Source organism: Halorubrum aidingense JCM 13560 (assembly GCF_000336995.1).
Classification (GTDB): domain Archaea; phylum Halobacteriota; class Halobacteria; order Halobacteriales; family Haloferacaceae; genus Halorubrum; species Halorubrum aidingense.
On the sequence record NZ_AOJI01000032.1, the window covers coordinates 96,023 to 122,915 of the forward strand.

The 26,893-nt window shown below is 68.2% G+C and carries 24 protein-coding genes; 18 read left to right on the plus strand and 6 right to left on the minus strand.

Features of this window, described 5'->3' with window-relative positions; translation table 11 throughout:
- Positions 1-12: 12 nt before the first annotated feature.
- Positions 13-567 (minus strand): DUF7344 domain-containing protein, encoded by a 555-nt coding sequence (locus tag C461_RS13525; RefSeq protein ID WP_008002138.1) that lies wholly within the window; start codon positions 565-567, stop codon positions 13-15.
- Positions 568-862: 295 nt separating this feature from the next.
- Between C461_RS13525 and C461_RS13530 the strand changes: the two genes are divergently transcribed.
- On the plus strand, positions 863-1,741 hold the full coding sequence (locus tag C461_RS13530) for a hypothetical protein (protein ID WP_008002140.1): 879 nt from the start codon (positions 863-865) through the stop codon (positions 1,739-1,741).
- 281 nt (positions 1,742-2,022) lie between these two features.
- Positions 2,023-2,415 carry a hypothetical protein gene (locus tag C461_RS13535; RefSeq protein WP_008002142.1) on the plus strand — a complete coding sequence of 131 codons (393 nt, stop codon included), beginning with the start codon at positions 2,023-2,025 and terminating at the stop codon, positions 2,413-2,415.
- Between the two features lie 34 nt (positions 2,416-2,449).
- Here C461_RS13535 and C461_RS13540 read toward each other — a convergent pair whose 3' ends face one another.
- Positions 2,450-2,983, minus strand: coding sequence for a DUF7344 domain-containing protein (locus C461_RS13540; protein WP_008002145.1), 534 nt, complete (start codon positions 2,981-2,983; stop codon positions 2,450-2,452).
- A 430-nt stretch (positions 2,984-3,413) separates the two neighbouring features.
- Here C461_RS13540 and C461_RS13545 point away from each other — a divergent pair, with 430 nt between their 5' ends.
- The 9 genes from C461_RS13545 to C461_RS13585 all read left to right on the plus strand — a co-directional run bounded on the left by C461_RS13545 (position 3,414) and on the right by C461_RS13585 (position 14,130).
- The gene (locus C461_RS13545; protein WP_008002147.1) at positions 3,414-4,748 is read left to right on the plus strand and encodes a choice-of-anchor W domain-containing protein; all 1,335 of its coding nucleotides are present in this window, start codon (positions 3,414-3,416) and stop codon (positions 4,746-4,748) included.
- Positions 4,749-4,810: 62 nt separating this feature from the next.
- Positions 4,811-6,238, plus strand: a complete 1,428-nt coding sequence (locus C461_RS13550) for a vWA domain-containing protein (RefSeq protein WP_008002149.1) — start codon at positions 4,811-4,813, stop codon at positions 6,236-6,238.
- A gap of 54 nt (positions 6,239-6,292) precedes the next feature.
- Positions 6,293-7,999: a vWA domain-containing protein gene (locus tag C461_RS13555; RefSeq protein ID WP_049906683.1), complete on the plus strand. Its 1,707-nt coding sequence runs from the start codon at positions 6,293-6,295 to the stop codon at positions 7,997-7,999.
- Between the two features lie 139 nt (positions 8,000-8,138).
- Positions 8,139-9,530, plus strand: coding sequence for a SipW-dependent-type signal peptide-containing protein (locus C461_RS16120; RefSeq protein ID WP_152418405.1), 1,392 nt, complete (start codon positions 8,139-8,141; stop codon positions 9,528-9,530).
- A gap of 164 nt (positions 9,531-9,694) precedes the next feature.
- On the plus strand, positions 9,695-10,504 hold the full coding sequence (locus tag C461_RS13565; protein ID WP_008002155.1) for a hypothetical protein: 810 nt from the start codon (positions 9,695-9,697) through the stop codon (positions 10,502-10,504).
- Positions 10,504-11,598 (plus strand): DUF7467 domain-containing protein, encoded by a 1,095-nt coding sequence (locus tag C461_RS13570; RefSeq protein WP_008002157.1) that lies wholly within the window; start codon positions 10,504-10,506, stop codon positions 11,596-11,598. Before C461_RS13565 ends, C461_RS13570 begins: the two co-directional genes overlap by 1 nt.
- Complete coding sequence (locus C461_RS13575; RefSeq protein ID WP_008002159.1) at positions 11,598-12,569, plus strand: signal peptidase I; 972 nt, start codon at positions 11,598-11,600, stop codon at positions 12,567-12,569. The genes C461_RS13570 and C461_RS13575 overlap by 1 nt, the downstream gene beginning before the upstream one ends.
- A complete protein-coding gene (locus C461_RS13580; RefSeq protein ID WP_008002162.1) occupies positions 12,569-13,114 on the plus strand; it encodes a hypothetical protein in 546 nt (181 codons plus the stop codon). The genes C461_RS13575 and C461_RS13580 overlap by 1 nt, the downstream gene beginning before the upstream one ends.
- 218 nt (positions 13,115-13,332) lie before the next feature.
- Entirely contained in the window at positions 13,333-14,130 is a 798-nt protein-coding gene (locus C461_RS13585) for a ZIP family metal transporter (RefSeq protein ID WP_008002164.1), read from the plus strand.
- 68 nt (positions 14,131-14,198) lie between these two features.
- Here the strand turns inward: C461_RS13585 and C461_RS13590 are convergent, their stop codons facing one another.
- The 4 genes from C461_RS13590 to C461_RS13605 all read right to left on the minus strand — a co-directional run bounded on the left by C461_RS13590 (position 14,199) and on the right by C461_RS13605 (position 18,836).
- Complete coding sequence (locus C461_RS13590; RefSeq protein ID WP_008002166.1) at positions 14,199-15,056, minus strand: phosphatase PAP2 family protein; 858 nt, start codon at positions 15,054-15,056, stop codon at positions 14,199-14,201.
- Complete coding sequence (locus C461_RS13595; RefSeq protein WP_008002168.1) at positions 15,053-17,065, minus strand: ABC transporter substrate-binding protein; 2,013 nt, start codon at positions 17,063-17,065, stop codon at positions 15,053-15,055. The genes C461_RS13590 and C461_RS13595 overlap by 4 nt, the downstream gene beginning before the upstream one ends.
- Positions 17,066-17,165: 100 nt before the next feature.
- Entirely contained in the window at positions 17,166-18,350 is a 1,185-nt protein-coding gene (locus C461_RS13600; RefSeq protein WP_008002169.1) for a hypothetical protein, read from the minus strand.
- A 183-nt stretch (positions 18,351-18,533) separates the two neighbouring features.
- Entirely contained in the window at positions 18,534-18,836 is a 303-nt protein-coding gene (locus C461_RS13605; protein ID WP_008002171.1) for a DUF7091 family protein, read from the minus strand.
- A gap of 397 nt (positions 18,837-19,233) precedes the next feature.
- On the opposite strand from C461_RS13605, the gene C461_RS13610 reads away from it, so the two are divergent.
- The 7 genes from C461_RS13610 to lpdA all read left to right on the plus strand — a co-directional run bounded on the left by C461_RS13610 (position 19,234) and on the right by lpdA (position 26,855).
- Positions 19,234-20,160: a hypothetical protein gene (locus tag C461_RS13610; RefSeq protein WP_008002173.1), complete on the plus strand. Its 927-nt coding sequence runs from the start codon at positions 19,234-19,236 to the stop codon at positions 20,158-20,160.
- 1 nt (position 20,161) lies between these two features.
- Entirely contained in the window at positions 20,162-20,857 is a 696-nt protein-coding gene (locus C461_RS13615) for an RPA family protein (RefSeq protein WP_008002176.1), read from the plus strand.
- Positions 20,858-20,984: 127 nt separating this feature from the next.
- Positions 20,985-21,389, plus strand: a complete 405-nt coding sequence (locus C461_RS13620; protein ID WP_008002178.1) for a hypothetical protein — start codon at positions 20,985-20,987, stop codon at positions 21,387-21,389.
- Positions 21,390-21,763: 374 nt separating this feature from the next.
- Positions 21,764-22,867 (plus strand): pyruvate dehydrogenase (acetyl-transferring) E1 component subunit alpha, encoded by a 1,104-nt coding sequence (gene pdhA, locus C461_RS13625; RefSeq protein ID WP_008002181.1) that lies wholly within the window; start codon positions 21,764-21,766, stop codon positions 22,865-22,867.
- On the plus strand, positions 22,868-23,854 hold the full coding sequence (locus C461_RS13630; protein ID WP_008002183.1) for an alpha-ketoacid dehydrogenase subunit beta: 987 nt from the start codon (positions 22,868-22,870) through the stop codon (positions 23,852-23,854).
- A 2-nt stretch (positions 23,855-23,856) separates the two neighbouring features.
- Positions 23,857-25,428: a 2-oxo acid dehydrogenase subunit E2 gene (locus tag C461_RS13635; RefSeq protein WP_008002185.1), complete on the plus strand. Its 1,572-nt coding sequence runs from the start codon at positions 23,857-23,859 to the stop codon at positions 25,426-25,428.
- Positions 25,428-26,855 (plus strand): dihydrolipoyl dehydrogenase, encoded by a 1,428-nt coding sequence (gene lpdA, locus C461_RS13640; protein WP_008002187.1) that lies wholly within the window; start codon positions 25,428-25,430, stop codon positions 26,853-26,855. Before C461_RS13635 ends, lpdA begins: the two co-directional genes overlap by 1 nt.
- The last annotated feature ends 38 nt before the right edge of the window (positions 26,856-26,893 follow it).

The following is a 26,893-nucleotide window of genomic DNA, read 5'->3' on the forward strand; positions in this document are numbered from 1 at the left end:
CGGCGTCTCACGTCACCCGACCTTGTTCCGGCGGGTCACGGTCCGGTGAACGACTCCTGAGACGCCGAACAGTAGCGTGAACAAGATCGCATACGTGTACCCGGAGATCCCCGCGAACGGAACCGTGCCGATCCACGCGGCGCCGACGAGCAGCCCGCAGACGACCGCGAGTCCGACGTAGTACTCGCTCCAGAGGATCTCGTTTTCGGAGACGACCTCTAGGTACACCTGTAGCTCGCGGCTCTCCTCGGTCAGCGAGACGATCCCCCGGTTCGGTTCGTACTCGATGAACCCGCTCTCGGCCAGTTTGGGTAGGTGCGACTGGTGAAGGGCGGTGTACACGCGCTTGCGCTGTTTGTAGGTCACCTCGTTGATTTCGAGGTCGTTTTCCCACGCCGCCAACTGCTCGGCGATGTCTCTGACGCGCGCGCCGTCGCCGTGCTCTTTCAGGTACGTGATCACGTTTCGCCGCCGACGATTGCTCAGCGCGGTGAACACCTCGTCGCGTGAAGGGCCGTCGTCCTCGCCCGGGACCGTTTTTTCCTGGCCGATGAGTTGGGGTGACATGGCTCTATTGGAGGGATCTCTCCATGCACATTGGCACCAAAGGATATATCATTTATCGTTATAGTCACACGCAGAATATCTTTTTATTGTTATGTTATTAATATCATTTATAACTAGTATATTCCGCTGTGGTGTTCTCTTCCGGACCGTCCCACCGGGCTGCTTCGCGGGACCCTCGCTTCCGTGTCTGGTGATGATTCGCTACCGGATCGCCGGAGCCGCTCGTGCCGGGATCGGCCCCGGCGGAGACGGTATGGCGTCCATACATACGACCGATCGGCCCCTCCTGTGGGGTATGACGACGTCACACGACACCCGTCTCGGTCGGCTCGGCCGACTTCGTCGCCCCGAGTACACCGGTGTGAACCGCTGTCTTCCCTGTACCGCGGTCAACGTCGCGATCGCGATCGCCGGTGCCGCCGCGCTCGCCGCGGTCGGCGCGATCGAACTGGCCGCGCTCGGTCTCTCGGTCTCTCTCGCGGCGATCTGGCTGCGCGGGTACCTCGTTCCCGGCACGCCCGAACTCACGAAGCGCTACCTCCCCGAGCGCGTGCTGCGGCTGTTCGGGAAGGGTCGCGAGCCCGCGCCGCCCGCCGACGTCGACGCGGAGTCGTACCTGCTGTCGGCGGACGTGCTCGTCGAGACGCCCGACGGGACGGACCTCGCGTTCGCGCCGTGGTTCGAGTCCGCGTGGCGGTCGCACCTCGCGTCGCTCCGTGACGGAACCGGCGTCGACGACGAGGTCGCCTTCACCGGCGACGCGGCTTCCGAGGACGGCGACATCGCCGCGCTCGCCGCGCTCACCGGCGTCGACGCCGCGTCCCTCTCCATCCGCTGGTACGAGGGCGCCGCCGTCGCCCGCGCCGACGGCGAGCGACTCGGTCACTGGGAGTCCCGGGCGGCGTTCCTCGCTGACGTCGCAGCGGACCGCGCGCTGGCCGACGGGCTCGACGACTGGACCGACCTCCCGCTCGCGGCGCGCAGCGGCGTGCTCGGTGCAGTCCGGCTGTTCGTCGAGGACTGTCCCGCCTGTGAGGGGCCGGTGGGGCTCGAATCGCGCGTCGTCGAATCCTGCTGTACGACTTACGACGTGATCGCTGGGCGGTGTGCCGCGTGCGATGCGCGGCTGTTCGAGATGGACCTACCGCCGTCGCTCGCGACCGACTCGGCCTGACGACCCTTTATAAATAGCCGTCCTCGGTCGCCGGTTTTCGCGTCCACCCGGCCGCCACGTAACGCGCTTCGGCGCCGTCGTCGCGGTCGCAGTCGCGGTCGCGGCCGCGGTCGCGGTCGTCGCCCCTTGCTGTTCCGGACCGCGCTGCGCGGACGTTTATAAACTGAATTTATAAGTGGACATCGACGGTCGCGCACGTCTGATACGCGCTTTTCTTTCTTCCAGAGACTGAACTGAATAATACATATACAGTTTTGTCAACTACCCATATATATCACCACATGCTCAACTTCGACACGGCCGTCATCGCGGGTGCAGCGGTCGGCTCGGCGGTGGGGATCGGTGCGGGCGTTCTCATCGGCCCGGACGGGTGGGCGCTCGGCGGCGCAGTAGCGGGCGGGGCCGTTGGAGGGAGCAGCGCGGATCTCGCGGCGTCGATACTTGACAGCGCAAAAGCCGGTGTACTCACCGCCCTCGTGTTCGCCACGGTTTTCGGATTCGGGAGCGCGATACGCACCGCGATCGACTCGGGAAATCCGGAGCCGTTGGTCCGGGGTCTGGGCCCGTTCTTTTCGATTGCGATTATCTACGGCGTTGGGTGTTTCATCGCTGCTGCGGTCGTCGGTTCAACTGTTCATCTCGTCCGGAAGTCGGGCTACCTCGCGAGCGGGTAGCCGTCGCCGCCTTCGTGAAACCTGTCGTTGCGACTCACCGCAGGGAGCGCAGCTGCCGGACCACCGAAAAGCGGTTGACCCACAGCTGGTACGCGCCCGTGGCGGCGAATCCCGCGAGGAACAGACTCGTCCACAGGATCGGGTCGACCGCCGACACGAGGGGCGCGCCGAGGAGGGCCGCCAACACCACGGTCAGTGAGACGACGCCGAGCGCGCGGTACAGCTCCGACCACGTGACGCCGCCCCTCGCGACGATCTCGGTATATAAGGATACGTCCCGCGCGTGCCGCGACAGCTCGATCGTCTGCGTCTCGCGGTCGTACTCGATCACGCCGAGGTCCTCCAGCTTCGGGAGGTGCGTCTGGACGAGCGAGGTGTACACGCTCTCGCGGGACCGCTTCGGCGGCGGGCTCTCGCCCGTCTCGTGGCCCGCGACGAGCGCGGAAAGCTCGTGGACGGTGACGACGCCGCCGACGCTTCCGAGCTGTTCGAGGGCCTGCCGGCGGCGCTCGTTCGCGAGGATCGTGTACACCTGTTCGGCCGGGAGGACGTCGGATCGGAGTTTCATGGGTAGCCCTCCGACGCTCCGCTGAGGCGGACCGTCGGTCGTTGCCACTCTCTCTCCCGTTGCGGGCATATGTATGCGTCTGCTACCCGCATTCCGGTCGGGCCTGCGTCGGGTACGACACAGGTGATGCCCGCCGAAAACCGAGAGACCGAGCGCTGGTCCGATCGATCTCTCGCCGTCGTTTCGCGCTCTCGCCGCGCTCGTGACCGCACGGATATCGTACCGCATCTTTCGCCGGTAGTACGGTGTTCCTGCCGCCGTTTTTCCCCCGAGTAGGGCGGTCGAACCGCCGATCGAACGCCTCGTTCCATCGGATCGAAGCCGGCGTTCGACGGTGACGTGGCTGCTCGTAACTAGGTCCGTATCCCCCCCAGAGGGAAGCAACCGATTCCGCTTCCGGATGGCAGCGTGGTCGGGCACCAAACCAATCATGAACTCGGACACCAACAACATCGGACTCTCGCGGCGCAAGATGCTTGTCGGCCTCGGAGCGGTCGGCGTGGCCTCCGCGGGCGCGGGACTCGGAACGACGGCGTACTTCAGCGACGAGGAATCGTTCCAGAACAACACCATCACTGCGGGCGAGCTCGACCTGTTCGTCGACTACGAGGCCTCCTACGACAGCGACGGCGCGGTCGAGAACATGGCCGAGAGCGCGGCCGGCACGCAGGACGGCGAGCCCGCCGGGATGTTCTACGACTTAGAAGACGTCAAGCCCGGCGACTCCGGCCACGTGGAGTTCTGCTTCCGGATCGTCGACAACCCCTCGTACGTGTGGGCGTGCGGTGATCTGACCCAGGCGGAGAACGGAATCACCGAGCCCGAAGGCCTGGTCGACGACACGCCCGACCTCGGCGAGCTCGGCGACAGCATCGACGCGCGGCTCGTCTACTGCGAGCGCGACGGCGAGGAGATCGTCGAGGGCGACGAGATCGTCTCCGGCTCGCTCGTCGACGTGTTCGCGGCGCTCTCCGGCGGCGCGGCGCTCGACGGCGACGGCACCCCCGGACTCATGCCCGGTGACCAGGGCGCCTACGACACCGTCGTCGAACCCGAAGAGGGAGACGCCTTCATCACCGGCCCCTGCGTGTGCCTGTTCTGGGAGATCCCCACCTCGGTCGGCAACGAGATCCAGTCCGACTCGCTGACGATGGACCTCGAGTTCCACGCGGTCCAGTCGCGCCACAACGACGGCTCGGCCAACCCGTGTGAACCCAGCGTCACGACCCGGACCGGCGAGGGCTTCGCCAAGCAGCAGGAGTTCGACACCCAACAGGAGACTTCCTTCGCCCGCGGCCGCTTCGGCAACAACGGCCCCTCGGGCTCGTGGGAGGTCGCGGTCGGCCCCGACGTCGGGAGCGCCGACACGGCCAACTACGTCTGGACGCCCGGTGACACGGTCCCGTTCAGCTACGCGTACGACGGCAGCGGGAACGCCTCGTTCACGCTCGACGGCGTGACCGTCGGCAGTTCGATCCCCGCTCCGAGCGGCAAACTCGCGATCACGACGAAGGCCGACGAGGCGACGGTCTCGGTCGCGAACCTCGCGCTCGACCTGGACGGCGTGCCGACCGCCCTCAGCGGCCCCGACGCGATTTCGGCGTCCAACGACGGTCCCGACCGCGATGTCACCTACCTCGTGTTCGACACCGACGCGGCCGACGTCGCGAACGCGTTCACCATCACCGGCGACGTCACCGTCGACGTGCAGGGCGACTACAGCGGCTCCGAGGAGGGTGTCGCCTTCGACATCAGCGTCGAATAATCGCGCACTCCGCGCCGTCCCCCGGTCTTTCCGGGTGACATAACCACAATACACTCACCAACATGACACAAGACGACACACTGACCGGGCTTTCGCGGCGCAAAGTCCTCGCCGGCCTCGGGGCCGTTGGGGCCGCCTCGGCGGGCGCTGGGCTCGGCACCACGGCGTACTTCAGCGACGAGGAGGGCTTCACCGACAACCGGCTCGAAGCCGGGACGCTCGACCTCAAGCTCGACTACAAATCGACGTACCTCGGCGGCCCCGGCCGCCTCGACCACGTGCAGTCGATGGGCTACCCGGACGCCGAGGACCTCGGCGACGGGCGGTACCTGCTCGATCAGGCGCCCAGCCCGGCCGACATGCAGGCGTGGGAGGACCTCGTGCAGAGCGAGCAGTTCGACTTCTGCTCGCCCGAGGCCGACCAATACCTCGTCAACGGCGACGGGATCCCGGTGTTCACCCTCGAAGACGTGAAACCCGGCGACTCCGGCGAGGTGACGATCAGCATCCACATCTGTGACAACCCGGCGTACCTCCGGCTCTCCGGCGAGATCACGGACAACGCCGAGAACGGCCAGACGGAGCCCGAACTGGAGGCGGAGGGCGAAGACACCGACGGGCTCGGCGAACTCGCCGACGCCATCGAGGTGTGCGTCTGGTACGACGAGGACTGCGACAACGTCTACGAGCCCACCGGCACGGGCCAGGGGAACGAGCTCGAAGTCGCGCTCGTCAGCGATGTCTCCGGCTCGATGGGCGGTTCGGCGCTCTCCTCGCTGAAGACCGCGGCCACGACGTTCGTCGACAACCTGTCGTCGCCGGACGAGGCGGCCGCGATCTCGTTCAACTCCAGCGCGACGACCGACCAAGAGCTCACGACCGACTACCAGGCCGTCAAAGACGCCATCGACGCCTACACCGCCGGCGGCGGGACCTCGATCGCGGCCGGGATCGACGAGGGTCGCGACGAGCTCCTCAACGGCGCCAACGCCACCCCCGGCGCGTCCAAGGTGATGATCCTGCTGAGCGACGGGAACTCCAGCAGCTCGGCGGCCATGACCGCGGCGACCACCGCGAAGAACGCCGGGATCCGCCTCTTCACCGTCGCCCTCGGCAGCGCGAACACGAGCCTCCTCCAGAGCCTCGCGACCTCGCCCGACGACGCGTTCGTCGCTCCGGACCCGGAGGACCTCGACACCGTCTACGCCGAGATCGCGCAGATCGTCCTCGACGGCGAACAGAAGATCATCTCGGGGACGATGGCGGAAGTCTTCGCGGAGCTCTCGGAGGGCATGATCCTCGACGGCAACCGTCAGGAGGAGGGTCTCCAGCCGTACCCCGGCGCGACGACCCAGTGTATCGGCTTCGAGTGGGAACTCCCGTTCGACGCCGGTAACGAGGTACAGAGCGACTCGCTCGCCTTCGACATCGCGATCGAGGCCGAGCAGAGCCGGCACAACGACACGCCGTTCGGGAACTCGAGCGCGTAATCCCTCGACGGCGCACGTCTTCGACCACATACCAATACCAATCATACTCCAACAATGACCAACCAATCCAACAGAATCAGCGGCCTCTCGCGGCGAAAAGTGCTCGCCGGCCTCGGAGCCATCGGCGTGGCCTCCGCGGGCGCGGGCCTCGGCACCACGGCGTACTTCTCCGACGAGGAGCGCTTCACCGACAACACGCTCACCGCCGGCAACCTCGACCTGCTCGTCGACTGGCAGCAGACGTACGACTTCGGCGACGGCCACCAGTTCGTCAGCGCGCACCCCGACCACGACGGCGACGGGGAGCAGTCCGTCGAGATCGACGGCGAGGGGTTCAGCTACAGCGACTTCCCGGACGAGGACGACGAGGACAGCAACGGCGCGAACCTCCCGGTGTTGACCTGCGAGAACATCCCGCCGCTCTCGGAGGCCGACTTCGGCACCGACCCCGTGACGGGCGAGGAGATGGAGACGCTGGTCCAACTCACCGACGTGAAGCCCGGCGACTCCGGCGAGATCACGTTCTCGCTTCACCTCTGTGACAACCCGGGCTACATCTGGATGCAGGCGCGTAACGTCACCGACGATGGCGGCGCCGCCACCGAGCCCGAACTGCTCGTCGACCCCGACAACCTCGGGGACCTCGGCGACGCTATCCAGGCCCGGCTCTGGTACGACGAGGACTGCGACAACGTGTACGACCCCGCGGAACCGGTCGACATCATGCTGACGCTGGACTTCTCCGGCTCCATGCTGTACAACCAGTACGGCGGCGTCGTCAGCAGCGACGAGATCCAGATCAACGGGACCACGCACAACGAGACGACGAAGATCGACCTCGTCGAGCTCGGCACCCGCCAGTTCGTCGACTACCTGCAGTCGCAGAACTCGGACGTGCAGGTCGGCGTCGCGTACTTCGACGGCGAGGGCAGCGACGACACCGAGCCCCGGACCGGCATCCTCCAGCCGCTGACCAGCGACCTCTCGGTCGTCGACGGCGCGCTGTCCGACCTCCGACAGAAGCTCGCGAACGTCGTGAGCGGCGGCGCGGGCTCGACTCCGTTCGACGGCGACGGCGACCCCGACCCGTTCTCGAACGCGAACAGCATCGCGACGGGCACCTACATCGGCGAGGGCGTCGACGACGCGCAGGGCGAACTCGACGCGAACGGCCGCTCGGGCGCGGAAAAGCGCAACATCGTCCTCTCGGACGGCGAGTCGTTCAACGGCACCGGGAGCACGCAGTTCTCGTCGCCGACCGACGCCGCGGACGACGCGAGGGCGGCCTCGCCGAGCCCCGCGACCGACGTCTACACGATCTCCGTCGGGAGCGCGAACGACGGCGTGCTCCAGTCGATGGCCGGCCCCGCCGGCGGATCGGGCGGCGATCTGACGTTCTTCAGCGACGTCGACGACCCGCTCAACATCCCGACCGTGTTCGGCAACCTCGCGGCCCAGACCGTCCAGGAGAAGGTCATCATGGACGACTCCCTCGGCGAGATCCTCTCCGCGCTCGCGGACGGCAACGGGATCCCGCTCGACGGTAACCGCGCGACGCCGTACGACGAACTCGCGGACCCGGCCGACGATCCGGCCCGGGACGCGTTCCGCGGCGACGGCGTGATGCACTGCGTCGCGCTCTCGTGGGAACTGCCCTTCGACGTGGGCAACGAGGTTCAGGGCGACGCGCTCGGCTTCGACCTCGGCTTCTACACCGAGCAGGAGCGCCACAACGACGGCTCGGGGCCGACTCCCGCCTGATCGACCGCGAGCGGCGGGCGATCGGCCCGCCGCCTCTCCGTCACGGCTCCCCCACGCCGGTGCGTCGCCGGCCCGCGCGGTGCGGGCCCCGACGACGGTTCGACTCCGTCGGTGGGCGTTTCCCAACGAGGGACCACTCATGACAGATTCACATTCACCTCCCGTCCGACTCTCTCGACGGGCGATGCTCGCCGGCCTCGGGGCCGTCGGGGTCGCCTCGGCGGGCGCCGGGCTCGGAACGACGGCGTACTTCAGCGACCGGGAATCGTTCGAGGGCAACGCGATCACCGCGGGTGAGCTCGATCTGAGCGTCACCTGGCAGCAGCTGTATCGCGGCGGTCCGCAGTCCTCGCGCGCGGCGGATTACGGCTCGGCGGGACGCCCGTTCGTGAACGCGTATCCGGACGACGACGGCGACGGCGTCCAGTCGTTCGAGCGCGACGACGGCCGTCACGAGTACGTCGACCGCACCGCGTACGACGACCCCGAGGCGGCCGCCGCGGCCGGCGAGAACCTCGCGTTCAGCTGCGAGGAGATCGCGACGTTCGACGAGGCCTCCTTCGGCCCGAACGACGAGAGCCTCATCGAACTCGACGACGTGAAGCCGGGCGACTGCGGCGAGATCACCTTCGGCATCAAGCTCTGTGACAATCCCGGCTACGTCTGGCTCCACGGCGACCTGACCGACGAAGGCGACGGCGGTCACCCGGAGAGCGGCGGCGCGGAGCTCGCCGACCGGATCCGGGCTCGCGCCTGGTACGACGACGGCGACAACGTCTTCCAGGACGGCGAGACGCCGATACTCGGCGGATCGCTTCGCGAAGTGCTCGACGCGCTCCACGACGGCGTCCTCCTCGCGTCCGACCCCGATCCCGATTTCGGCGTTCCGGACCCGGACGACTCGGCCGCGCTCGACGGAATCACGCTCACGGACGACGACTGCGAGGTCGTACAGGGGAACCCCTCGTGTGAGGACCTCGGGCTGTTCCGGGCGATCAAAGTCGAATCTGAAGCCCTCCCGACCGCCCTCGACGACCCGGTGACGTACCCGACGCCCGTCGGCGACGTGACGATCACGGCGGTCGCGTACGACGACGAGGACGACGAAGTCCTCGAGTTCGACTTCGACCTCGACGGCTTCGAGGTGACGGCGGTCATCGTGAAGGCCGGACCGAGCGCCAACGTCTGTCGACGTCCCGACGGCGACGGCGGATTCCTCACGGCGGACTCCGGCGAGGCCCTCGGCGGGCCGTTCAAATCCGGCGGCGACCAGCGACACGGCGTCAGCCACGTCAGCTTCTGTTACGACACGGTTCCACCGGAGGAACCGCCGGAAGAGGAAGCAGAAACGGGAGCGGTGTGCTTCCAGCCGTCGGACACCCGGTTCATCGGCTTCGAGTGGTGCCTGCCGGCGACCGTCGGCAACGAGGTGCAGGGCGACGCCGTGTCGTTCGACCTGTCCTTCTACACCGAGCAGTGCAGGCACAACCCCGACCCCGAGAACCCCTTCGCGGATCCGGAGGCGGAGTAACTCGCGATGCCGCCGGCAGGAACGCCCTGCCGTACCGGTAGGACGAGTCTGCCGGCGGCGTCGCGCGCGGCGTCCCGGGGGTAGGTGACGCATACATAGGCCCGGAGACGGCGTTGAGAGATGACAGACGAGCGGCCGTCCGAAGCCGAACACGAGAGACACGAATGACAAACGAAGAATCACAACTAACGCGGCGAAAGGCCCTCGCGGGCGTCGGAGCCGTCGGCTTCGCGACGATGGGGATGGGGCGCGGCCGCCCGACGGCCAGCTGGGACGGGTACACGAACTACACGTACGCCGAGTCGGACACGCCGACGCGGCTGCTCGTCGGCTGGCGGAGCACGTACAACGGCGACATCGTCGCCGACGGTCCTCCCGAGCCGGTCGCGGACCAGCCGGCGGACGTTCGGCTGATCGACCTCGACGACGTCCTCCCGGGCGACGCCGGCAGCGCGAGCGTCGGACTCCGGTTGGAGGATCCGGGAGCGATGACGCCGGAAGGCGCCCGCGTGTGGATGCAGATCGACGCCGAACTGGCCGGTCCGGACCCGGAGGCGAGCCGCGCGCTCGCCGACCGTATCACCCTCGACGTCCGGTACGACACCGGCGTCCTCGGGGTCGGCCGCTGTGCCGGCGCCGAAGACGAGTTCGCCGACTTCGGCGAGTCGATCTTCTCCGGCACGCTCGGCGACCTCACGACGGACGACGGGCTGTCGTCGGGCGTCGCGCTCGACCCCGGGCTGTTCGACAACGGCTGTCTCGTCCCCGACGAGCGGCGGTGTCTCACGTTCGTCTGGGCGCTTCCGATCGAGGCGGGAAACCGCGGACAGGGCGGCGCGGTCGACTTCGACGTCGCGTTCCGCGCGGTGTCGTGTGACCGCACCGAGAACCCGTTCGCGACCGACTCGACCGGATCCGACTCGACCGAACCCGGTTCGACCGCGTCCGACCCGACCGACGCCGAGGTGGCCTGATGACCTTCGACGGCTCCGGGTCCCGGCGCGCGTCCGGGGTGAGTCGCCGTCGCCTCCTCGCCGGTCTCGGCGGGGTCGGCGCGGTCGGGATGGCCAGCGGGGCCGGCACGTTCGCGTACCTCTCGGACCGCGAGACGTTCGCGAGCAACGAGATCGGTACCGGAACTCTCGAGCTCCTCCTCGACGGCGACCCCGTCGAGGGGCCCATAACGATCGGCGTCGCCGACATCGATCGCGGGGCGTCGGGGCACGAAACCCTCGAACTCGGCGTCCGGACCAACGCGGCGCGCGTCTGGCTCGCGACCGACTGTCCGCGCCCCGACGATCACCTCGCCGAGGCGCTCGAAGTCCGACTGTCGTTCGCCGGGGAACCCGTCTCCGGCGGGTGGCGCTCGTTCGGCGACATGCGCCGGGAGCTCGTCGACGGAGTCAGGCTCGACGACGGCTGTCTCGACCCCGACGCGCCGGCGGACCTCGTGCTCCATTGGCGACTTCCGGCCGACGCCGACGGCTCGCTGGCGGGCGCGTCGACGTCGTTCGGCTTCCGGCTCTACGCCGAGCAGTGTCGGCACGTCGACGAAGCCGACGCGGGCGGGTCGAACCCCTTCGCCGGGATCGCCCCCTGCGACGAGCCCGACGAGCCGCCGGAGTGTGCCGCCTGTGAGGACGGCGACCGGTTCGCGCGGCTGACCTTCGCGTACCTCGGGCCGAACGACGCGCACATCGTCGCGAGCACGCAGGGGAGCGGAACGGACGGCGGCGTCGCCTTCGAGGGATCGGTCTCGTCGGGCGGCACGTTCACCGCGGACGGCGCCGCCGTCGGCGGCGACGGCGAGTTGGGGACGAATCTCTACCTCGACGACGGGAACGGAAACAGCAACGGCGGCGGAAATGGGAACGGGAACGGCAACGGAAACGGGCGTCCGGCCGGTGTCAAGGTCCACACGAGCTGTTCGGAGGACCTCGTCGTCGGTCAGGAGTTCGGGTCCGACGGCGCCGGCGGCGCGCTGTACCGACTCACCGGCGGCGAGATCGCCGGTAAAGGGCCGATCTGCGGCGACTCGGCGCCCGACGACTCGGCGGAGGACCTCTGATGAACCTACCAGTATCACTCAAAACAATCGCAAACGTACTCGGGATCGTCCTGCTGATCGCCCTCGTCGCACCGTTCGCGGTGTACGCGGTGCCGGGGCTCGTCGGCGCGGAATACAGCTTCGTGGTGCTCACCGCGAGCATGACGCCGGCCATCGCGCCGGGCGACGTGGTCATCGTCGACGAGCGCGATCCGGCCGCGATCGCAGAGGGCGACGTGATCACCTTCGTCCGAAGCGGCAACGAGGTCCCGGTGACACACCGCGTGATCGACGTCGTCGACGGCCCCGCCGGGGTCGCCTTCGAGACGCAAGGGGACGCCAACGGCGGTCCCGACGCGTCGCTGGTCCCCGGCGAGAACGTTCTCGGCGTGGTGGCGATAACGATCCCGTACATCGGATACGTCGTCCAGTTCACTGACTCGCCGCTCGGCTTCGCCGCGCTCGTCGTGGTCCCGTTCGGGCTGTTGGTGCTCTCGGAGCTCTGGACGCTCTTCCGCGCTCGCGACGGGAACGCCACCGACGGCAGCGCCGCCCCCGACGGCGACGAAGAGAGCGCCGCCGCCGGAGCTGGGACCGGGGCCGGAGCCGCTGGCGCCGGCGCCGGAGCCGCTGGCGCCGGTGTCGCGACGGCGACCGACCCCGACGCCGCCTCCGGCGGGGTCTCCGTGGACTCGGTCGTCGGCGCCGGCCTAGTGCTGGCGGCGTTCGCGCCCTACAGCGTCTACGTCGCCGTGCAGCTCCGAACCGCGCTCGCGATCACGGTGGCGATAGCGACGACGGTGCTGCTGCTCGCGGCCCTCGCGATGTGGGCCGCCGCGAGCGGCGTCTTCGACCGCTCTCGCTCGTCGGGGACCGGAACCGCGACCGAGACGGGAACCGTGGCCGACACGGGCGCCGCGACCGATTCCCCCGCCGTGACCGCCCCGGACGAGCCACCGATGGCTACCGACGGCGCCGGGGAGGTGGACTGATGGCCTCGATTCGGCGGCTGTCCGTGATCGTCATGGTCGCGATGGTGATCGGGAGCGTCGCGTTCGGCGGCGGATACACCCTCGCGCTGTTCACCGCGACCGCCGAGGTGTCGGGGAGCTTCGAAACGGCCGAGGAGTTCTCGACCATTGAGCAGGAGCGAGGGTTCCAGGTCGCCGTCACCGGCGGTACCGGTGACCAAACCGATGGCGACTCGAACGAGACGACCTCCAACGAGACGGTCTCCAACGAGACGTCCTCGAACGAGACGACCTCCAACGAGACCGTTCCGCCCGGCAACGACTCTGCTGGTGACGGATCGTCGACCGACGACGACGCCAGCGACCCCGAGCCGTCCGACACCGAGGCGAACGAGTCGCCGTCGTCGTCGGGTGATTCATCGGTGGAGGATTCGTCGGCGTCGGACGACGCGGGCGCGGCGGAGGGGGGTGACGACCCCTCCGGTGAGACCCCTGACGACGGCACCGATGCGACAGATCCGTCCGATCCGTCTGATCCGTCTGATCCGCACGCTGAGGCGCCGTAGTCATGGGCCTCCGGTCCAGTTGTCGCGGGCGTCGGCTTCTCCTCGGTCAGCTGACGGCGACCGGTCGATCTGAACGTCGGTTCGGATCGAAACTCACCGTGCTGTTGCTGCTGACGGCGCTGTTTCTCCTCACGCTGCTCGTCGGGGTCGCGCGCGGAATCGCGTAACGCTCCCACGGCAGTTATGTACCGGGTGGGCGAAGCCTCACCCAGACAGCCATGGTCGCGCTCGACGCGTTCGCGTTCGTCTTCATCGCCGGGCTCATCACCGCGCTGGCGACCGGTATCGGCGCGCTTCCCTTCTTCTTTTTCGACTCGATCAGCGACCGCGGGAACGTCGCGCTCTGGGGGTTCGCCTCGGGGATCATGGTCTCGGCGTCGCTGTTCGGGCTCGTCGAGGAGGGGCTCTCCGAGGGGTCGATCTGGCAGATCGGCGTCGGGATGCTCGCGGGCGTCGTGCTCGTCGTCCTCGCTCACGAGGTGCTGATGGACGCCGACGTCGACCCCCGGGAGTACGAGGAGGCCGACTTCAAGAAGCTCCTCCTGATTCTCGGGGTCTTGACCGTCCACAGCTTTCCCGAGGGGATCGCCGTCGGCGTCTCGTTCGCTGACCTCGGGCTGGAGGGCGGCACGCAGCTCTTCGGGTTCACCGTTCCCCTGCTCGCGGTGTTCATGACGGTCGCGATATCGATCCACAACGTCCCGGAGGGGACGGCCATTTCCATCCCGCTGCGGGCGATGGGCGTCTCGAAGTGGCGGATGGTGTGGTGGTCGGTGTTCTCCAGCCTCCCGCAGCCGATCGGCGCGGTGATCGCGTTCGGTTTCGTCCGCTACGCGCGCGAGTTCCTCCCGTACGGCTTCGGCTTCGCCGCGGGGGCGATGATCTACCTCGTCGCCTCCGAGTTCATCCCCGAGGCGCTCGACACCGGCGCCGACCTCCCCCGCGGCGGGAAGCCGGTGCTAGCGGGTGGAATGGCGCTCGGCGTCGTGTTGATGGTCCCGCTCGCGTTCATCTGACGACCGGTTCCGCCCGGTTTCGACTGCCCATCCCGTGCCGCGGTCCCCGCGGAGGCCGCCGGAATCGGCTACTCTCCGCCGGAACCGGCCGCTGCGACTTCTCTGTCCGTCTCCGGCGACTCGGCGTCGTCGTCAGGATCGACGATCCGGTACGCGAGCGCCACCGAGCCGAGTGCGAGGGCGATCCCGCCGATCACGTCGGTGAGCCAGTGGATGCCGAGGTACATCGTCGCGACCACGACCGACGTCGAGAGCCACGCCGCGATCGGCGTCCACAGCGGGTACTCCCTGCGGGTCAGCACGGCGAACGTGAGGACCGTCACCGACAACGACGTGTGCAGCGAGGGGAAGACGTTCGCCGCCTCGTTCACCTCGCTCGTCAGCGCCATGAAGTCGGGATTGTGAGTGAACAGCAGCGATGTCACCATGTCCGGCATCAGGTTCCGCGGGCCGTGCGCGAACACGACCGTGTACAGCACGAGCCCGATCGCGTAGTTGAGCGCGTACGCGATGACCAGTCGGTTCAGCATCGTCGTCCGCGGAAGCGCGAGGTACGCGAGGAACGGGAACGAGAGCAGGAATACGTACCCGTACACGTACACCCACGAGAAGTAGATCGTCAACTCGGGAACGACGAACGTCGCTTGCACCCACGCGACGAAGTTGCCCTCCAGCGCGTAGATGAACCCGGTCATCTGGAGCCCGAACAGCTCGGACACCGTCTGTAACGACCCCCGACCGACCGCGCTCGCGAGCAACACGATTCCCAACGCCACGAGCGAGTACCGAATACGCCACAGTCGCGGTACGAGCCCGTCCCAGAGCTCGTACAGCCGCCGCGGGCCGATCACGGCCACTCCCGCGACGAGCAGCATCGATCCGACCCACAGGGCGAGCCGCCCGACGACCGACACCAGCGGATTCATTGGTCCCGCGAGAGCAGCCGCCCGTTCTCACCGAATCGGTACCCGGCCTCTCGCAACTCGTCGCGGGCCGCCTCCACGTCCACCGCGCCGTCCTCGCCGAGGAACGGGTGGACGGGGTCAGTGTCGTCTTCGCTCCACTGGAGCCCCTCTGGGACCCATTCCGGTGACGCGGCGAGCGGCGACGCCGCCGGCTGCGCGTATCCCTCGAACGCCTCGTCGACGAGCAGCGGCTTATCAATCAGCGATGCGAGCACGCCCCGGAACCGCGGGTTCGAGAGCGGCGCACGCCGCGTGTTGTACCCGATGTGGTAGAACGCGGCCGATCGCGTGCTCACGAGCCGCGCGTCGGCCTCTCGCCCCAGCCGCGGCACCGAATCCGGTCCGAGGTTCGAGAAGGTCGCGTCTGCGAGGCCGTCTCCGACGGCTTGGACCGCGGCGATGTCGGAGGGTGCGACCTCCACTCTGAGCCGCTCGAACGCCGGCTTGCCACGGAACCGCTCGGGTATCCCGTCGATCGAGCTACTTCCGGTCACGTCGCCGTCGCCGCTCTCGGTGGTGCCGTCATTAGTGGTCCCGCCATTGGTGGCCCCGTCACTGGTGGTCATATTTGTGGTGCCGTCGTCGCTGACCGTCGCGTTGGTCGTCTCTCCGCCCGTCTCGGCTTCCGTTTCGACCCCGCCATCCTGCCCGGCCCGCACGAGGAAGTGCTCGGCGTTCCGCTCGAAGACCACCGACTCCTCGGCGGTCGCCTCGACGAGTCGCATCGGTCCGCTCCCGACGGGGTTCTCGTTGTTCGACACGACGGCCTCGGTCGTCTCGCCGTCGAACTCGAAGCCGGCGATCGTCGCGACCGACGTCCGCTCGCGCCAGACGTGTTCCGGAAGGATAGGGACCTGTAGGGCGCGGAGTCCGACTCGACGGGAAACGTCCCCGATCTCGAATCGGACTGTCGCGTCATCGACGGCAGTTACGGACTGAACGAGCGACGTCCGGCCCCGGAACCTCGGTGCGGGCACGGGCGCCTCGACGTTCCCCATCGACGTGTCGCCGAGGAACTCGTAGGTGAACGCCACGTCGTCCGCGCTCACGGGCTCGCCGTCGTGCCACTGCGCGTCCCGAAGGGTGACCTCGAACGTCTCGGGATCGCTCCGCTCCCATGCAGCCGCGAGCCACGGGATCGCCTCGTCTCCGTCCATCCGGACCAACTGGTCGTACAGCAGCGAGGTGAACGTCCCGTACCGACGGTACTCGGGCGCGATCGGGTTCCAGTTCTCCGTCACCCGCTGGTCCGTCGTCACGAGTTCCAGCGTCGCCGTATCGGCTTCGTCCCCGTCGCCGTCGGTCTCCGTGTCGCCGTCGGTCTCCGCGTCGTCGCCTGTCTCATCCCCACTGCTTCCCCGGTGCTCCAGGCCGAGCAGCCCCTCGATCGACAGCGGCTGTTGTGCTCCCCAGCCCTCGAACCGCTCGTCTCGGATCGCGGTGAGGGCGTCTGGGAACGCGACAACCGTGAAGGGCTGACGGTCGACGAGCGCCTCTTGAAGCTCTGAAACGACCGATCGGCGCCGGTCGCCTTCGGCGGTTCGCTGCTCCGACAGCAGCTCGTCGACGCCGAAGTCGGCGAACCCGAACGGGTTCTGCCACCCGGTCTCGGCGCCGAACCGAGAGTGAGTGAGCGAGTAGAGTACGTCCGGATCGAACGGCTCAGCCTCGCGGAACTGCCCGACGTAGATATCGAAGTTGTGGTTGAGGAGCACTCGTCGGCGCAGGTCTCGCAGGCTCATCGTGTTGATCTGCATCTCGATCCCCACCGCCTCGGCGTTCTCCGCGAGCTGCCGGGCGATCCGGATCCCGTTCGGATCGTTGTCGGCCGGCATGGTGTTGATCTCCAAGGATAGCTGCCCCGGGCGGTCGCGTCCGGCGATGTTCCGTACTCGGCCGATACAGCCGGCGCTGAGGACCGCAGTACCGACTCCCGCGAGCGCCTTCCGCCGGCCGATCTGCCGCGTCATCTGTTCGTTGCTGTTTCGCTCCCGGCGTATATCTCTTCTGTGGTGCGTCTGGTCCACGCCACGCCGTCAACCCGGTACCGTTCTCGTGTCGAAACCAAGATCAGATCACGTCCGCGAGCGGTAACAACAGCCCGACGCCCCACGCGAGGACGCCGACGATGAGCACGGGGTCGTCGTCGGCCGCTCGCCCGACCGCGATGATTCCCAGCGCGGCCAACACGGCGATGCGATGGACCATCAGTTCGGGCGGAATCGCGACGCCGAGCGCGGCGAAATCGACGACGAAGCCCGTGCCGAGTCCGACGGTCACGCCGAGGAACGCGGCCGTCGGATCGGCCCGCTCCACCCCGCTGACGACCAGCGCGGGGAGTCCGACGGCGATACCGAGGTAGAGGGGGGCAGCGATCGCTTTCGGCGGCAGCGCCGGGTAGGAGGTCTCCAGCGCCACGCCGGCGACCCGGATCCCGACTAACACCGCCGCGAGCGCGACCCCGAGCAGGGCGGCGTCGGCGTGCCGCGCGCCTTCGCGACGCACGCGGTGTGCCAACTCGACCGCAGCGGCCCTCGTCCGTCGACCGAGCAGCGCGCCGGCCAGCGGGACGAGCAGCGCGAGTTCGATGACCGATATCCAGCCGTCGCTCATCCCCCCTTCGATCCCGCGGTACTCGCGGCTGACCGCCTCGGCGCCGTCGTTGTCGATGAAGTCGTCTTCGAGCCGCACCGCGGGGTCGTTGATGTCGGGAACCGTGTGTCGGAGCCGGAACCAGTCGTAGTACTCCTCGTGGACTTGGACCGCGGTGTAGGCGCCGTCGGGGGACTCGTACGCCCGGATGTGGTCCCGCGAGCCGAGGTACGCGCCGTCGTGGCGTTCGAACGACTCGGTCATCCAGACGCCGCTGTCGGGCCCCCGGAAGTACGCGTAGCGGGTCGAGCTGTGAGCGTCTTCCCAGTCGCGGGTGACGATTTCGCGGACGTCCTCGGGGTCCGCGTGGGCCTCCGCGTCGTCGGTCTCGCGCCAGTCCGTCTCCGGCTGTCCCTCGAGCGCCTCGCGAACCGTCTCGCCGTCGGCGTGAAAGACGACGTTGATCGCGAGCGTTCGACCGCCCTCCGCGGTGGTCCGGCTCGTGTACGGCCAGACTCGGTAGTCGCCGTCGACCTCCATGAGCGCGTCGTCGTCGATCGCGGGGGCCGGCGGCTCCGTCCCTCCGGCGTCGAAGAATCCGGAGAGCGCGAGCCCGACGCCGACGACGACGAGGAGCGCGACGATCACCGTGTTCCGCTGCATGATCCCGCGGAGGGGAGCCGGCTAAAAACGTGTTTGGGTCGGTGTGATCTCTCGTTTCCCTGCCGCCACCGGGCAGTCGTCGGGTCGTCACCGGGCAGTCGTCGGGTCGTCACCGGGTCGTCACCGGGTCGTCTCCGAGCCGTCTCCGGGCCGTCTCCGGGCCGTCTCCGGGTCCCTATCGCGTCACCACGTCTCCACGAACCCTTCTCGGATGTCCTCCGCGCATCCCTCGCAGTCGGGGTGCCCGGGGTCGAAACAGCTCGGGCGCCCCTCTGCGTCGACCGCGACCGACCGTCGCTCCGCGTGCCGGCGACAGACGATTCGCGCCCGACCCGACTCGTCCGCGGGGAGATCGTAGCGATCGACGCCCGAGCCGTCGCCGTCGGGATCGTCGCGCCCCTCGGCGTACGCCCGCTTCGCTTCCTCGAACTGCTTGCCCGCCTTTCGGAGCTGTTGGCGGATAACGCGTTCGAGCCGGTCGTCCATACGTCCCGTTTCGGCGCTCGGGATATAGGTCCGTTGCCGGCGACGCGAGCCGACACCGACGGTCTCCGCTCGTCTATTTATAAGCTATCGCGCGCTTGGCGGCCGCCGCGGTGGCGGTTCGAAAGCTGACTCCCGCTCGCTCGGCTCCGCGTCACGTGCGAGTGCTTCACGCGGTACCGTTCCACTTGAAACGAAGCCCGCGTCCGGCTGACGAGCGTCAGACGCGACGGCCGCGGGGCGGGACGGCGGCGCGCCGTCCCGATCGCGAACTCGCCCGGAGAGCGGCTGTTCGCCGATAATTCGTCCACTTTCACCGCGGTTGCGGGATTTTTAATACCGTGAGGAACCAACCGTCGTACGCCTCCCATTGAAACACGACCGGAGGCGGAGACACCCAATGAGCGAACTGCGACAGGAAGCGGAAGCGATAGCGGAACAGTTCTCGGACCACCTCGATGTCGACGCCGACGACGTCGAAGAGCGGTTAGAAACGCTCGTCGACGAGTACCGCGTCCCGCTCGACGAGGCGCGCCGGAGCGTCACCAACAGCTACCTCGAAGACGCCGGCATGGAGCGCGACGAGCTCGGCCGCGGCGGCAGCGAGTCGGTGCTCGTCAACGACATCGACGAGGACGAACAGTGGGTCGACCTGCGTGTGAAACTGGTCGACCTCTGGGAGCCTCGCAGCGACTCGATCTCGCAGGTCGGGCTCGTCGGCGACGAGTCCGGCACGATCAAGTTCGTCTCGTTCAAGACCTCGGAGCTGCCCGAGCTGGACGAGGGCGCGTGCTACGAGCTCTCGAACGTCGTCACCGACGAGTACGAGGGCAACTACTCGGTGAAGCTCAACCGGACGACGCAGATCACGGAGCTCGACGAGGAGATCGAGGTCGGCGACAACGCCGACACCGTCGAGGGCGCCCTCGTCGACATCCAGTCCGGCTCCGGACTGATAAAGCGCTGTCCCGAGGAGGACTGCACCCGCGTCCTCCAGAACGGGCGGTGCTCCGAGCACGGCCAGGTCGAAGGCGAGTTCGACCTCCGGATCAAGGGCGTGCTGGACGACGGCGAGACCGTCACCGAGGTCATCTTCGACCGGGAGGCCACCGAGGAGCTCACCGGGATGGGCTTAGAGGAGGCCAAAGACATGGCGATGGACGCGCTCGACACCACCGTCGTCGCCGAGGAGATGGCCGACGACGTGCTCGGGCGGTACTACCGCGTCACCGGCCCCACCTTCGGCCGGTACGTCCTGGTCGACGAGATGGAGAACCCCGGTGCCGTCGACGTTGAAACTGCGCTGATCGAAGCGAGGTCGATTTAAAATGAGTCAGTCTGCCCCCACCCGAGAGGTCGCCCGGCGCGTGTTCGCGAGCGAATTCAACGACGCCGGCTTCACGTTCACCGAGTCGGACGACGAGCGCGCTCCCGTCTACCTCCTGCTCCCGACGGGCGAGTCGGCGAACCGCGTGTTCTTCGTCGGCACCCTCACCGAGAAGGAGGACGTCGGCGAGGAGTCCGAGTACTGGCGCGGCCGCATCGTCGACCCGACGGGCACGTTCTTCGTGTACGCCGGGCAGTACCAGCCCGAGGCCGCCTCGAAGCTCCGCGATCTGGAGCCGCCCGCCTACGTCGCGGTCGTCGGGAAACCCCGGACGTACGAGACGGACGACGGGACGGTCCGCGTCTCGGTCCGCCCCGAGTCGATCACCGAAGTCGACGCCGACACCCGTGACCGGTGGGTCGCGGAGACCGCGCGTCGAACGATCGAGCGCGTCGCCGCCTTCGACGACGGGAACGAGTACGCGCGGATGGCCCGCGAGGAGTACGATCTGGACCCGCAAACGTACGAGGCCGCGGCGCTGTCGGCGCTCGAAGACCTCGACGACGGCGCCGGCGACGAACTCGCCGGCGACGCGGCCGCCGAGGGCGAATCCGCTGACGACGAAGCCGCCGAAACCGGCGACTCCGCCGGCGGTGCGGTCGACGCGACGGACTCCGCGGGCGCGCCGGAACCGTAACCCGTCCGCGCCGGAACGGTAGTCCTTCCGGGAAATGCGGGCCGGGCGCGTCTGCGCTCGGGACCCAATATCAATCCTGCGACTGTCTGACAAACGTTTAAGTATTTTGCCGGACGAACGGTCCGGTATGGGCAACAAGAACAAGACGATCTCGTTCCGCGTCAACGAGGACGCGTTCGAGACCCTCCGCGACATCGCCGAGGAGCGAGACATCTCGCTGTCGGCGGTCTTCCGGGACTACGTGGAAACGCTCGTTGCCCACGACGGACAGGTCCGGGTCGTTCCGGAGGCCGAACTCGAGAACATGGACGGGAGCGGCGCGTCGTTCCCCCCGAAAATCGAGGTCCCGAAGAGCTTCGTGCGCGAACACGAGCGGCTGGAGCTCGAAGCGGACCACCTCCGCGAGCAGTTAGAAGAGCACAAACGGTACGTCAACTACCTCCGCGAGCAGCTTGAGGACGGCGACGACGACGTGATCCAGTTGGAGGACCTCGACGGCGAGCCCGACGAACCCTCCTTCCGACTCGGATAGCCTCTGTGCCGCTTTTTCGGCCGATTCGGATTCGCCGATCCGGATTCGCCGAACCGTCCGCCACTGACCGGTTCACCGGTCGACCGTGAGTTTCATCGGTCGCCCGTGACCGTCCTCGCAATCCGCGCTCGCGACGGCCGCAGTTCCGATCCGATGAGAAACTGTCCTGTTTGTCCGTTACTATCCGAGGAAACGCCGATGTCGACGAAAATATTGCCGGACAACCGAGATATACTTCGCCATCGTCTAATTCTCTCCCGGGCCGCTGGACAGTTACTTAGTCGTCACTCCGATTTCTGACTATAATAAATTATTTACGAAAACAATATTACCCGGGCGCCGAACCGTTTGGACATGAACAGGTGGGTCCGACCGTGAGCGTATTCGACAGAGCGTACGACGATCCGGTCCGCGTGCTCGACGAGGACGGCCAGGTCGTCGGCGACGTCCCCGACCTCGACGACGAGGAGCTCGTCGACATGTACCGGCATATGCGGCTCGCCCGTCACTTCGACGGACGAGCGGTGAGCCTCCAGCGACAGGGGCGGATGGGGACGTACCCCCCGCTGTCGGGACAGGAAGGCGCCCAGATCGGCTCCGCGGCGGCGCTCGCGGAAGACGACTGGATGGTGCCCTCGTACCGCGAGCACGGCGCCGCCCTCGTCCGCGGGCTCCCGCTGAAACAGACGTTACTCTACTGGATGGGCCACGAGGCCGGCAACAAGGCCCCCGAAGACGTGAACGTCTTCCCGGTCGCCGTCCCCATCGCGTCGCAGGTGCCTCACGCGACGGGCGCGTCGTGGGCCTCGAAGCTCCGCGGAACCGACGAGGTGTTCCTCTGTTACTTCGGCGACGGCGCGACGAGCGAGGGCGACTTCCACGAGGGCGTCAACTTCGCTGGCGTGTTCGACACGCCGACCGTCTTCTTCTGTAACAACAACCAGTGGGCGATCTCCGTTCCCCGCGAGCGCCAGACCCGGAGCGCGACGCTGGCACAGAAGGCGGAGGCGTACGGCATCGACGGCGTGCAGGTCGACGGGATGGACCCGCTCGCCGTCTACAGCGTCACGAAGGCGGCCGTTGAGAAGGCTCGCGACCCCGACACCGACCGTCCCCGCCCGACGCTGATCGAGGCGATCCAGTACCGGTTCGGCGCCCACACGACCGCGGACGACCCCACCGTCTACCGCGACGACGACGAGGTCGAACGCTGGAAGGCGAAGGACCCGATCCCGCGGCTGGAGGGGTACCTCCGCTCCGAGGGCGTGCTGGACGACGACCGCGTCGCGGAGATCACGTCGACGGTCGAGCAGCGAGTCGCCGACGCCATCGACGCGGCCGAGTCCGAGGCGCGGCCGGAGCCGCGGGAGCTGTTCGAGCACGCGTACGCGGAGCTTCCGCCCGAACTACAGCGACAGTACGAGGAGTTCGCCGCCTTCCGCGAGACGCACGGCGACGCGGCGTTCTTGGAGGAATAAATGAGCGAGACACAGAACCTCACCCTAGTGCAGGCGGTTCGAGACGGATTGTACACCGAGATGCGCGAGGACGACGACGTCCTCGTGTTGGGCCAAGACGTCGGGAAGAACGGCGGCGTCTTCCGGGCGACGGAAGGCCTGTTCGACGAGTTCGGCGGCGATCGCGTCGTCGACACGCCCCTCGCGGAGTCGGGCATCGTCGGCGCCGCGGTCGGCATGGCGGCGATGGGGCTCAAACCGGTCCCCGAGATCCAGTTCTCCGGGTTCATGTACCCCGGATTCGACCAGATCGTCTCGCACATGGCCCGGTTCCGCGCCCGGAGCCGCGGGCGGTACACGCTCCCGATGACCCTCCGCGCGCCCTACGGCGGTGGGATTCGCGCGCCGGAACACCACTCCGAGTCGAAGGAGGCGTTCTACGCGCACGAGGCCGGCCTCAAGGTCGTTATCCCCTCGACGCCGTCCGACGCGAAGGGGCTGCTCGCGGCGTCGATCCGCGACCCGGACCCCGTGATCTTCCTCGAACCGAAGCTCATCTACCGGGCGTTCCGTGAGGCGGTTCCCGAGGGGCCGCACACGGTTCCGATCGGAGAGGCCGCCACGCGCCGCGAGGGCGGGGACGTCGCGGTGTTCACCTACGGCGCGATGACGCGACCGACGCTCGAAGCGGCAGAGAACCTCGCCGAGGAGGGGATCGAGTGCGAGGTCGTCGACCTCCGAACGATCTCCCCGCTCGACCGCGAGGCGATCGTCGAGGCGTTCGAGGCCACCGGCCGCGCGGTCGTCGTCCACGAGGCGCCCAAAACGGGGGGACTCGCGGCGGAGATCACGGCGATCATCCAAGAGGAGGCGCTGCTGTACCAGGAGGCGCCCGTCACTCGCGTCACCGGGTTCGACGTACCGTACCCGCTGTACGCGCTGGAGGACTACTACCTCCCGACGGCGGCTCGCATCGAGGAAGGTATCACGGAGGCGGTGGAGTTCTGACCATGCCCGTCAAGGAGTTCAGACTGCCCGACGTGGGCGAAGGCGTCGCGGAGGGCGAACTGGTCACCTGGCTGGTCGCGCCCGGCGACCGCGTCGAGGAGGACCAGCCCGTCGCGGAGGTCGAGACGGACAAAGCGCTCGTCGAGGTCCCCTCGCGGTACGACGGGGTCGTCGAGGAGCTGTTCGCCGAGGAGGGCGAAATCGTGCCCGTCGGCGACGTGATCATCTCGTTCCGCGTCGACGAGGACGGCGAGGCCGACGAGACCGAAACAGACGGCGAGTCCGGAGACTCCGGAGAAGCCGACGCCGACTCGGGCGACGGCACTGCGTCCGAGCCAGCCGACGAACCGGACGGCGACGTGCCGTCCGGTCGAACCTTCGCGCCGCCATCGGTCCGCCGACTCGCCCGCGAGCTCGGCGTCGACGTCGCCGCGGTCGACGGAAGCGGCCCGGGCGGCCGGATAAGCGAGGCCGACGTGCGGGCGCACGCCGAGGACGACACCCCGGAGCCGCGTCCTGCTCCGGCCGATATCGGTTCGGGCGATCGGAAGTCCGCGGTCAGCAAACGCGGCGCGTCGGGCGACGGTACCGACTCCTCCGCCGACGCGGCCACGTCCGACGCCGACGAACCGAGGACCGCCGTCGAGCCCGCCGGCCGAGAGACGACGCTCGCGACTCCGGCGACCCGCAAGCTTGCCCGCGAGCTCGACGTCGACATCGACGACGTCCCGACCGACGAGACCCGCGACGGCGAGGCGTTCGTCACGGACGAGGCCGTGCAGGCGTACGCGGACGCGATGGAGGGTGGCGCCGACGTTGAGCCGGCGCCCGCGGACGCGGTCGCAGTCTCGGATTCGGGGACGTCCGCGACCGAGCCCGTCGACGAGACGGTCCCGTACCGCGGGGTTCGCCGCACGATCGGCGAGCAGATGGAGCGGTCGAAGTACACCGCGCCGCACGTCTCCCATCACGACACCGTCGAGGTCGACGCCCTCGTCGAGGCGCGCGAGCGGCTGAAACCCAAGGCCGAGGCGGCGGGTGTGAACCTCACCTACATGCCGTTCGTGATGAAGGCGATCGTCGCCGGGCTGAAGGAGTTCCCGTACCTCAACAGCGAACTCCGCGAGGACGACGAGGAGATCGTGTTGCGAGGCGAGTACAACCTCGGTATCGCCGTCGCGACCGACGCCGGGCTGATGGTCCCCGTCGTCGAGAACGTCGACGAGAAGGGGCTCTTCGAACTGGCCGCGGAGGTTCGCGACCTCGCGTCGCGGGCTCGCGACCGGAAGCTCAAGCCCGCCGAAATGAAGGGAAGCACCTTCAGCATCACCAACTTCGGCGCCATCGGCGGGGAGTACGCCACGCCGATCATCAACTACCCCGAGACCGCGATCCTCGGGCTGGGGGCCATCGAGGAGCGGCCGGTCGTCCGCGACGGCGAGGTCGTCGCGGCGCCGACGCTCCCGCTGTCGCTGTCGATCGATCACCGCGTCATCGACGGCGCGGTCGCGGCCGAGTTCGCGAACACCGTCATGGAACACCTTGAACACCCGCTGTTACTGTTGACTCAATAATGGTCGTCGGAGACATCGCAACCGGAACGGAGGTACTGGTCATCGGCGCGGGACCGGGCGGCTACGTCGCCGCCATCCGCGCCGCACAGCAGGGACTCGACACGACGCTCGTCGAGAAGGACGCCTACGGTGGCGCCTGTCTGAACCGCGGCTGCATCCCCTCGAAGGCGCTGATCACGGGGAGCGGGCTCGCCCACGAGGCCGGCAACGCCGAGTTCATGGGCGTCCACGCGGACCCCGCCGTCGACATGGCACAGATGATCGAGTGGAAAGACGGCGTCGTCGACCAGTTGACGGGCGGCGTCGAGAAGCTCTGTAAGGCGAACGGCGTCAACCTCGTCGAGGGGACCGCCTCGTTCGTCGACGATCACACCGTTCGCGTCGCTCACGGCGGCGAGGGGCAGGGCTCCGAGTCGATCGAGTTCGAGCACGCCATCGTCTCGACGGGCTCGCGACCGATCCAGATCCCCGGCTTCGAGTTCGCCGAGGATCACGTCTGGAGCTCTGCGGACGCGCTCGACGCCGAGACGGTCCCGGACCGGATCGGAATCGTCGGCGGCGGGTACATCGGGATGGAGCTGGCGACGACGTACGCCAAGCTCGGCGCCGAGGTGACCGTCGTGGAGATGCTCGACGACATCCTCGACCCCTACGAGGACGACGTGAAACGGATCGTCCGCAAGCGCGCCGAGGAGCTGGGCGTCGAATTCCACTTCGGCGAGGGCGCGAGCGGCTGGTCGGAGGGCGCCGACGGCGGCTACCTCCTGCAGACGGAGACGGAGGGCGGGGAGGAGTCGACGTACAGCGTCGACAAGATCCTCGTCGCGGTCGGCCGTCAGCCGGTCACGGACGGGCTCGACCTGGAGAACGCCGGGATCGAGACGGACGACCGCGGATTCATCCAGACCGACGACCGGACGCGAACCGGCGTCGAGCACATCCACGCCGTCGGCGACGTCGCGGGCGAGCCGATGCTCGCGCACGCGGCCTCCAAGGAGGGGATCGTCGCGGCCGAAGTGATCGCGGGCGAGCCCGCGGCGCTCGACCAGCAGGCGATCCCCGCGGCCGTCTTCACCGACCCCGAGATCGGGACGGTCGGAATGACCGAAGCCGAAGCCGGCGACGCCGGGTTCGACCCCGTCGTCGGGCAGATGCCGTTCAACGCCTCCGGTCGCGCGATGACGACCGGCCACACCGACGGGTTCGTCCGGCTCGTCGCCGACGAGGAGACCGGCTTCGTGCTCGGCGGGCAGATCGTCGGCCCCGAGGCGTCGGAGCTGATCGCGGAGGTCGCGCTCGCGATCGAGATGGGCGCGACGGTCGAAGACGTGGCGGCGACGGTCCACACGCACCCGACGCTCGCGGAAGCGGTGATGGAGGCCGCGGAGAACGCGCAGGGACAGGCGATCCACACGCTGAACCGCTAAGACGGCGGGATCAGCGCGGTCGTCGTCGAGACGACTGT

Excerpts from the sequence above, each read along its gene's own strand:
- C461_RS13525 (WP_008002138.1), bottom strand. The coding sequence starts at position 567 with ATGTCACCCCAACTCATCGGCCAGGAAAAAACGGTCCCGGGCGAGGAC.
- C461_RS13530 (WP_008002140.1), top strand. The coding sequence starts at position 863 with ATGACGACGTCACACGACACCCGTCTCGGTCGGCTCGGCCGACTTCGT.
- C461_RS13535 (WP_008002142.1), top strand. The coding sequence starts at position 2,023 with ATGCTCAACTTCGACACGGCCGTCATCGCGGGTGCAGCGGTCGGCTCG.
- C461_RS13540 (WP_008002145.1), bottom strand. The coding sequence starts at position 2,983 with ATGAAACTCCGATCCGACGTCCTCCCGGCCGAACAGGTGTACACGATC.
- C461_RS13545 (WP_008002147.1), top strand. The coding sequence starts at position 3,414 with ATGAACTCGGACACCAACAACATCGGACTCTCGCGGCGCAAGATGCTT.
- C461_RS13550 (WP_008002149.1), top strand. The coding sequence starts at position 4,811 with ATGACACAAGACGACACACTGACCGGGCTTTCGCGGCGCAAAGTCCTC.
- C461_RS13555 (WP_049906683.1), top strand. The coding sequence starts at position 6,293 with ATGACCAACCAATCCAACAGAATCAGCGGCCTCTCGCGGCGAAAAGTG.
- C461_RS16120 (WP_152418405.1), top strand. The coding sequence starts at position 8,139 with ATGACAGATTCACATTCACCTCCCGTCCGACTCTCTCGACGGGCGATG.
- C461_RS13565 (WP_008002155.1), top strand. The coding sequence starts at position 9,695 with ATGACAAACGAAGAATCACAACTAACGCGGCGAAAGGCCCTCGCGGGC.
- C461_RS13570 (WP_008002157.1), top strand. The coding sequence starts at position 10,504 with ATGACCTTCGACGGCTCCGGGTCCCGGCGCGCGTCCGGGGTGAGTCGC.
- C461_RS13575 (WP_008002159.1), top strand. The coding sequence starts at position 11,598 with ATGAACCTACCAGTATCACTCAAAACAATCGCAAACGTACTCGGGATC.
- C461_RS13580 (WP_008002162.1), top strand. The coding sequence starts at position 12,569 with ATGGCCTCGATTCGGCGGCTGTCCGTGATCGTCATGGTCGCGATGGTG.
- C461_RS13585 (WP_008002164.1), top strand. The coding sequence starts at position 13,333 with ATGGTCGCGCTCGACGCGTTCGCGTTCGTCTTCATCGCCGGGCTCATC.
- C461_RS13590 (WP_008002166.1), bottom strand. The coding sequence starts at position 15,056 with ATGAATCCGCTGGTGTCGGTCGTCGGGCGGCTCGCCCTGTGGGTCGGA.
- C461_RS13595 (WP_008002168.1), bottom strand. The coding sequence starts at position 17,065 with ATGACGCGGCAGATCGGCCGGCGGAAGGCGCTCGCGGGAGTCGGTACT.
- C461_RS13600 (WP_008002169.1), bottom strand. The coding sequence starts at position 18,350 with ATGCAGCGGAACACGGTGATCGTCGCGCTCCTCGTCGTCGTCGGCGTC.
- C461_RS13605 (WP_008002171.1), bottom strand. The coding sequence starts at position 18,836 with ATGGACGACCGGCTCGAACGCGTTATCCGCCAACAGCTCCGAAAGGCG.
- C461_RS13610 (WP_008002173.1), top strand. The coding sequence starts at position 19,234 with ATGAGCGAACTGCGACAGGAAGCGGAAGCGATAGCGGAACAGTTCTCG.
- C461_RS13615 (WP_008002176.1), top strand. The coding sequence starts at position 20,162 with ATGAGTCAGTCTGCCCCCACCCGAGAGGTCGCCCGGCGCGTGTTCGCG.
- C461_RS13620 (WP_008002178.1), top strand. The coding sequence starts at position 20,985 with ATGGGCAACAAGAACAAGACGATCTCGTTCCGCGTCAACGAGGACGCG.
- C461_RS13630 (WP_008002183.1), top strand. The coding sequence starts at position 22,868 with ATGAGCGAGACACAGAACCTCACCCTAGTGCAGGCGGTTCGAGACGGA.
- C461_RS13635 (WP_008002185.1), top strand. The coding sequence starts at position 23,857 with ATGCCCGTCAAGGAGTTCAGACTGCCCGACGTGGGCGAAGGCGTCGCG.
- lpdA (WP_008002187.1), top strand. The coding sequence starts at position 25,428 with ATGGTCGTCGGAGACATCGCAACCGGAACGGAGGTACTGGTCATCGGC.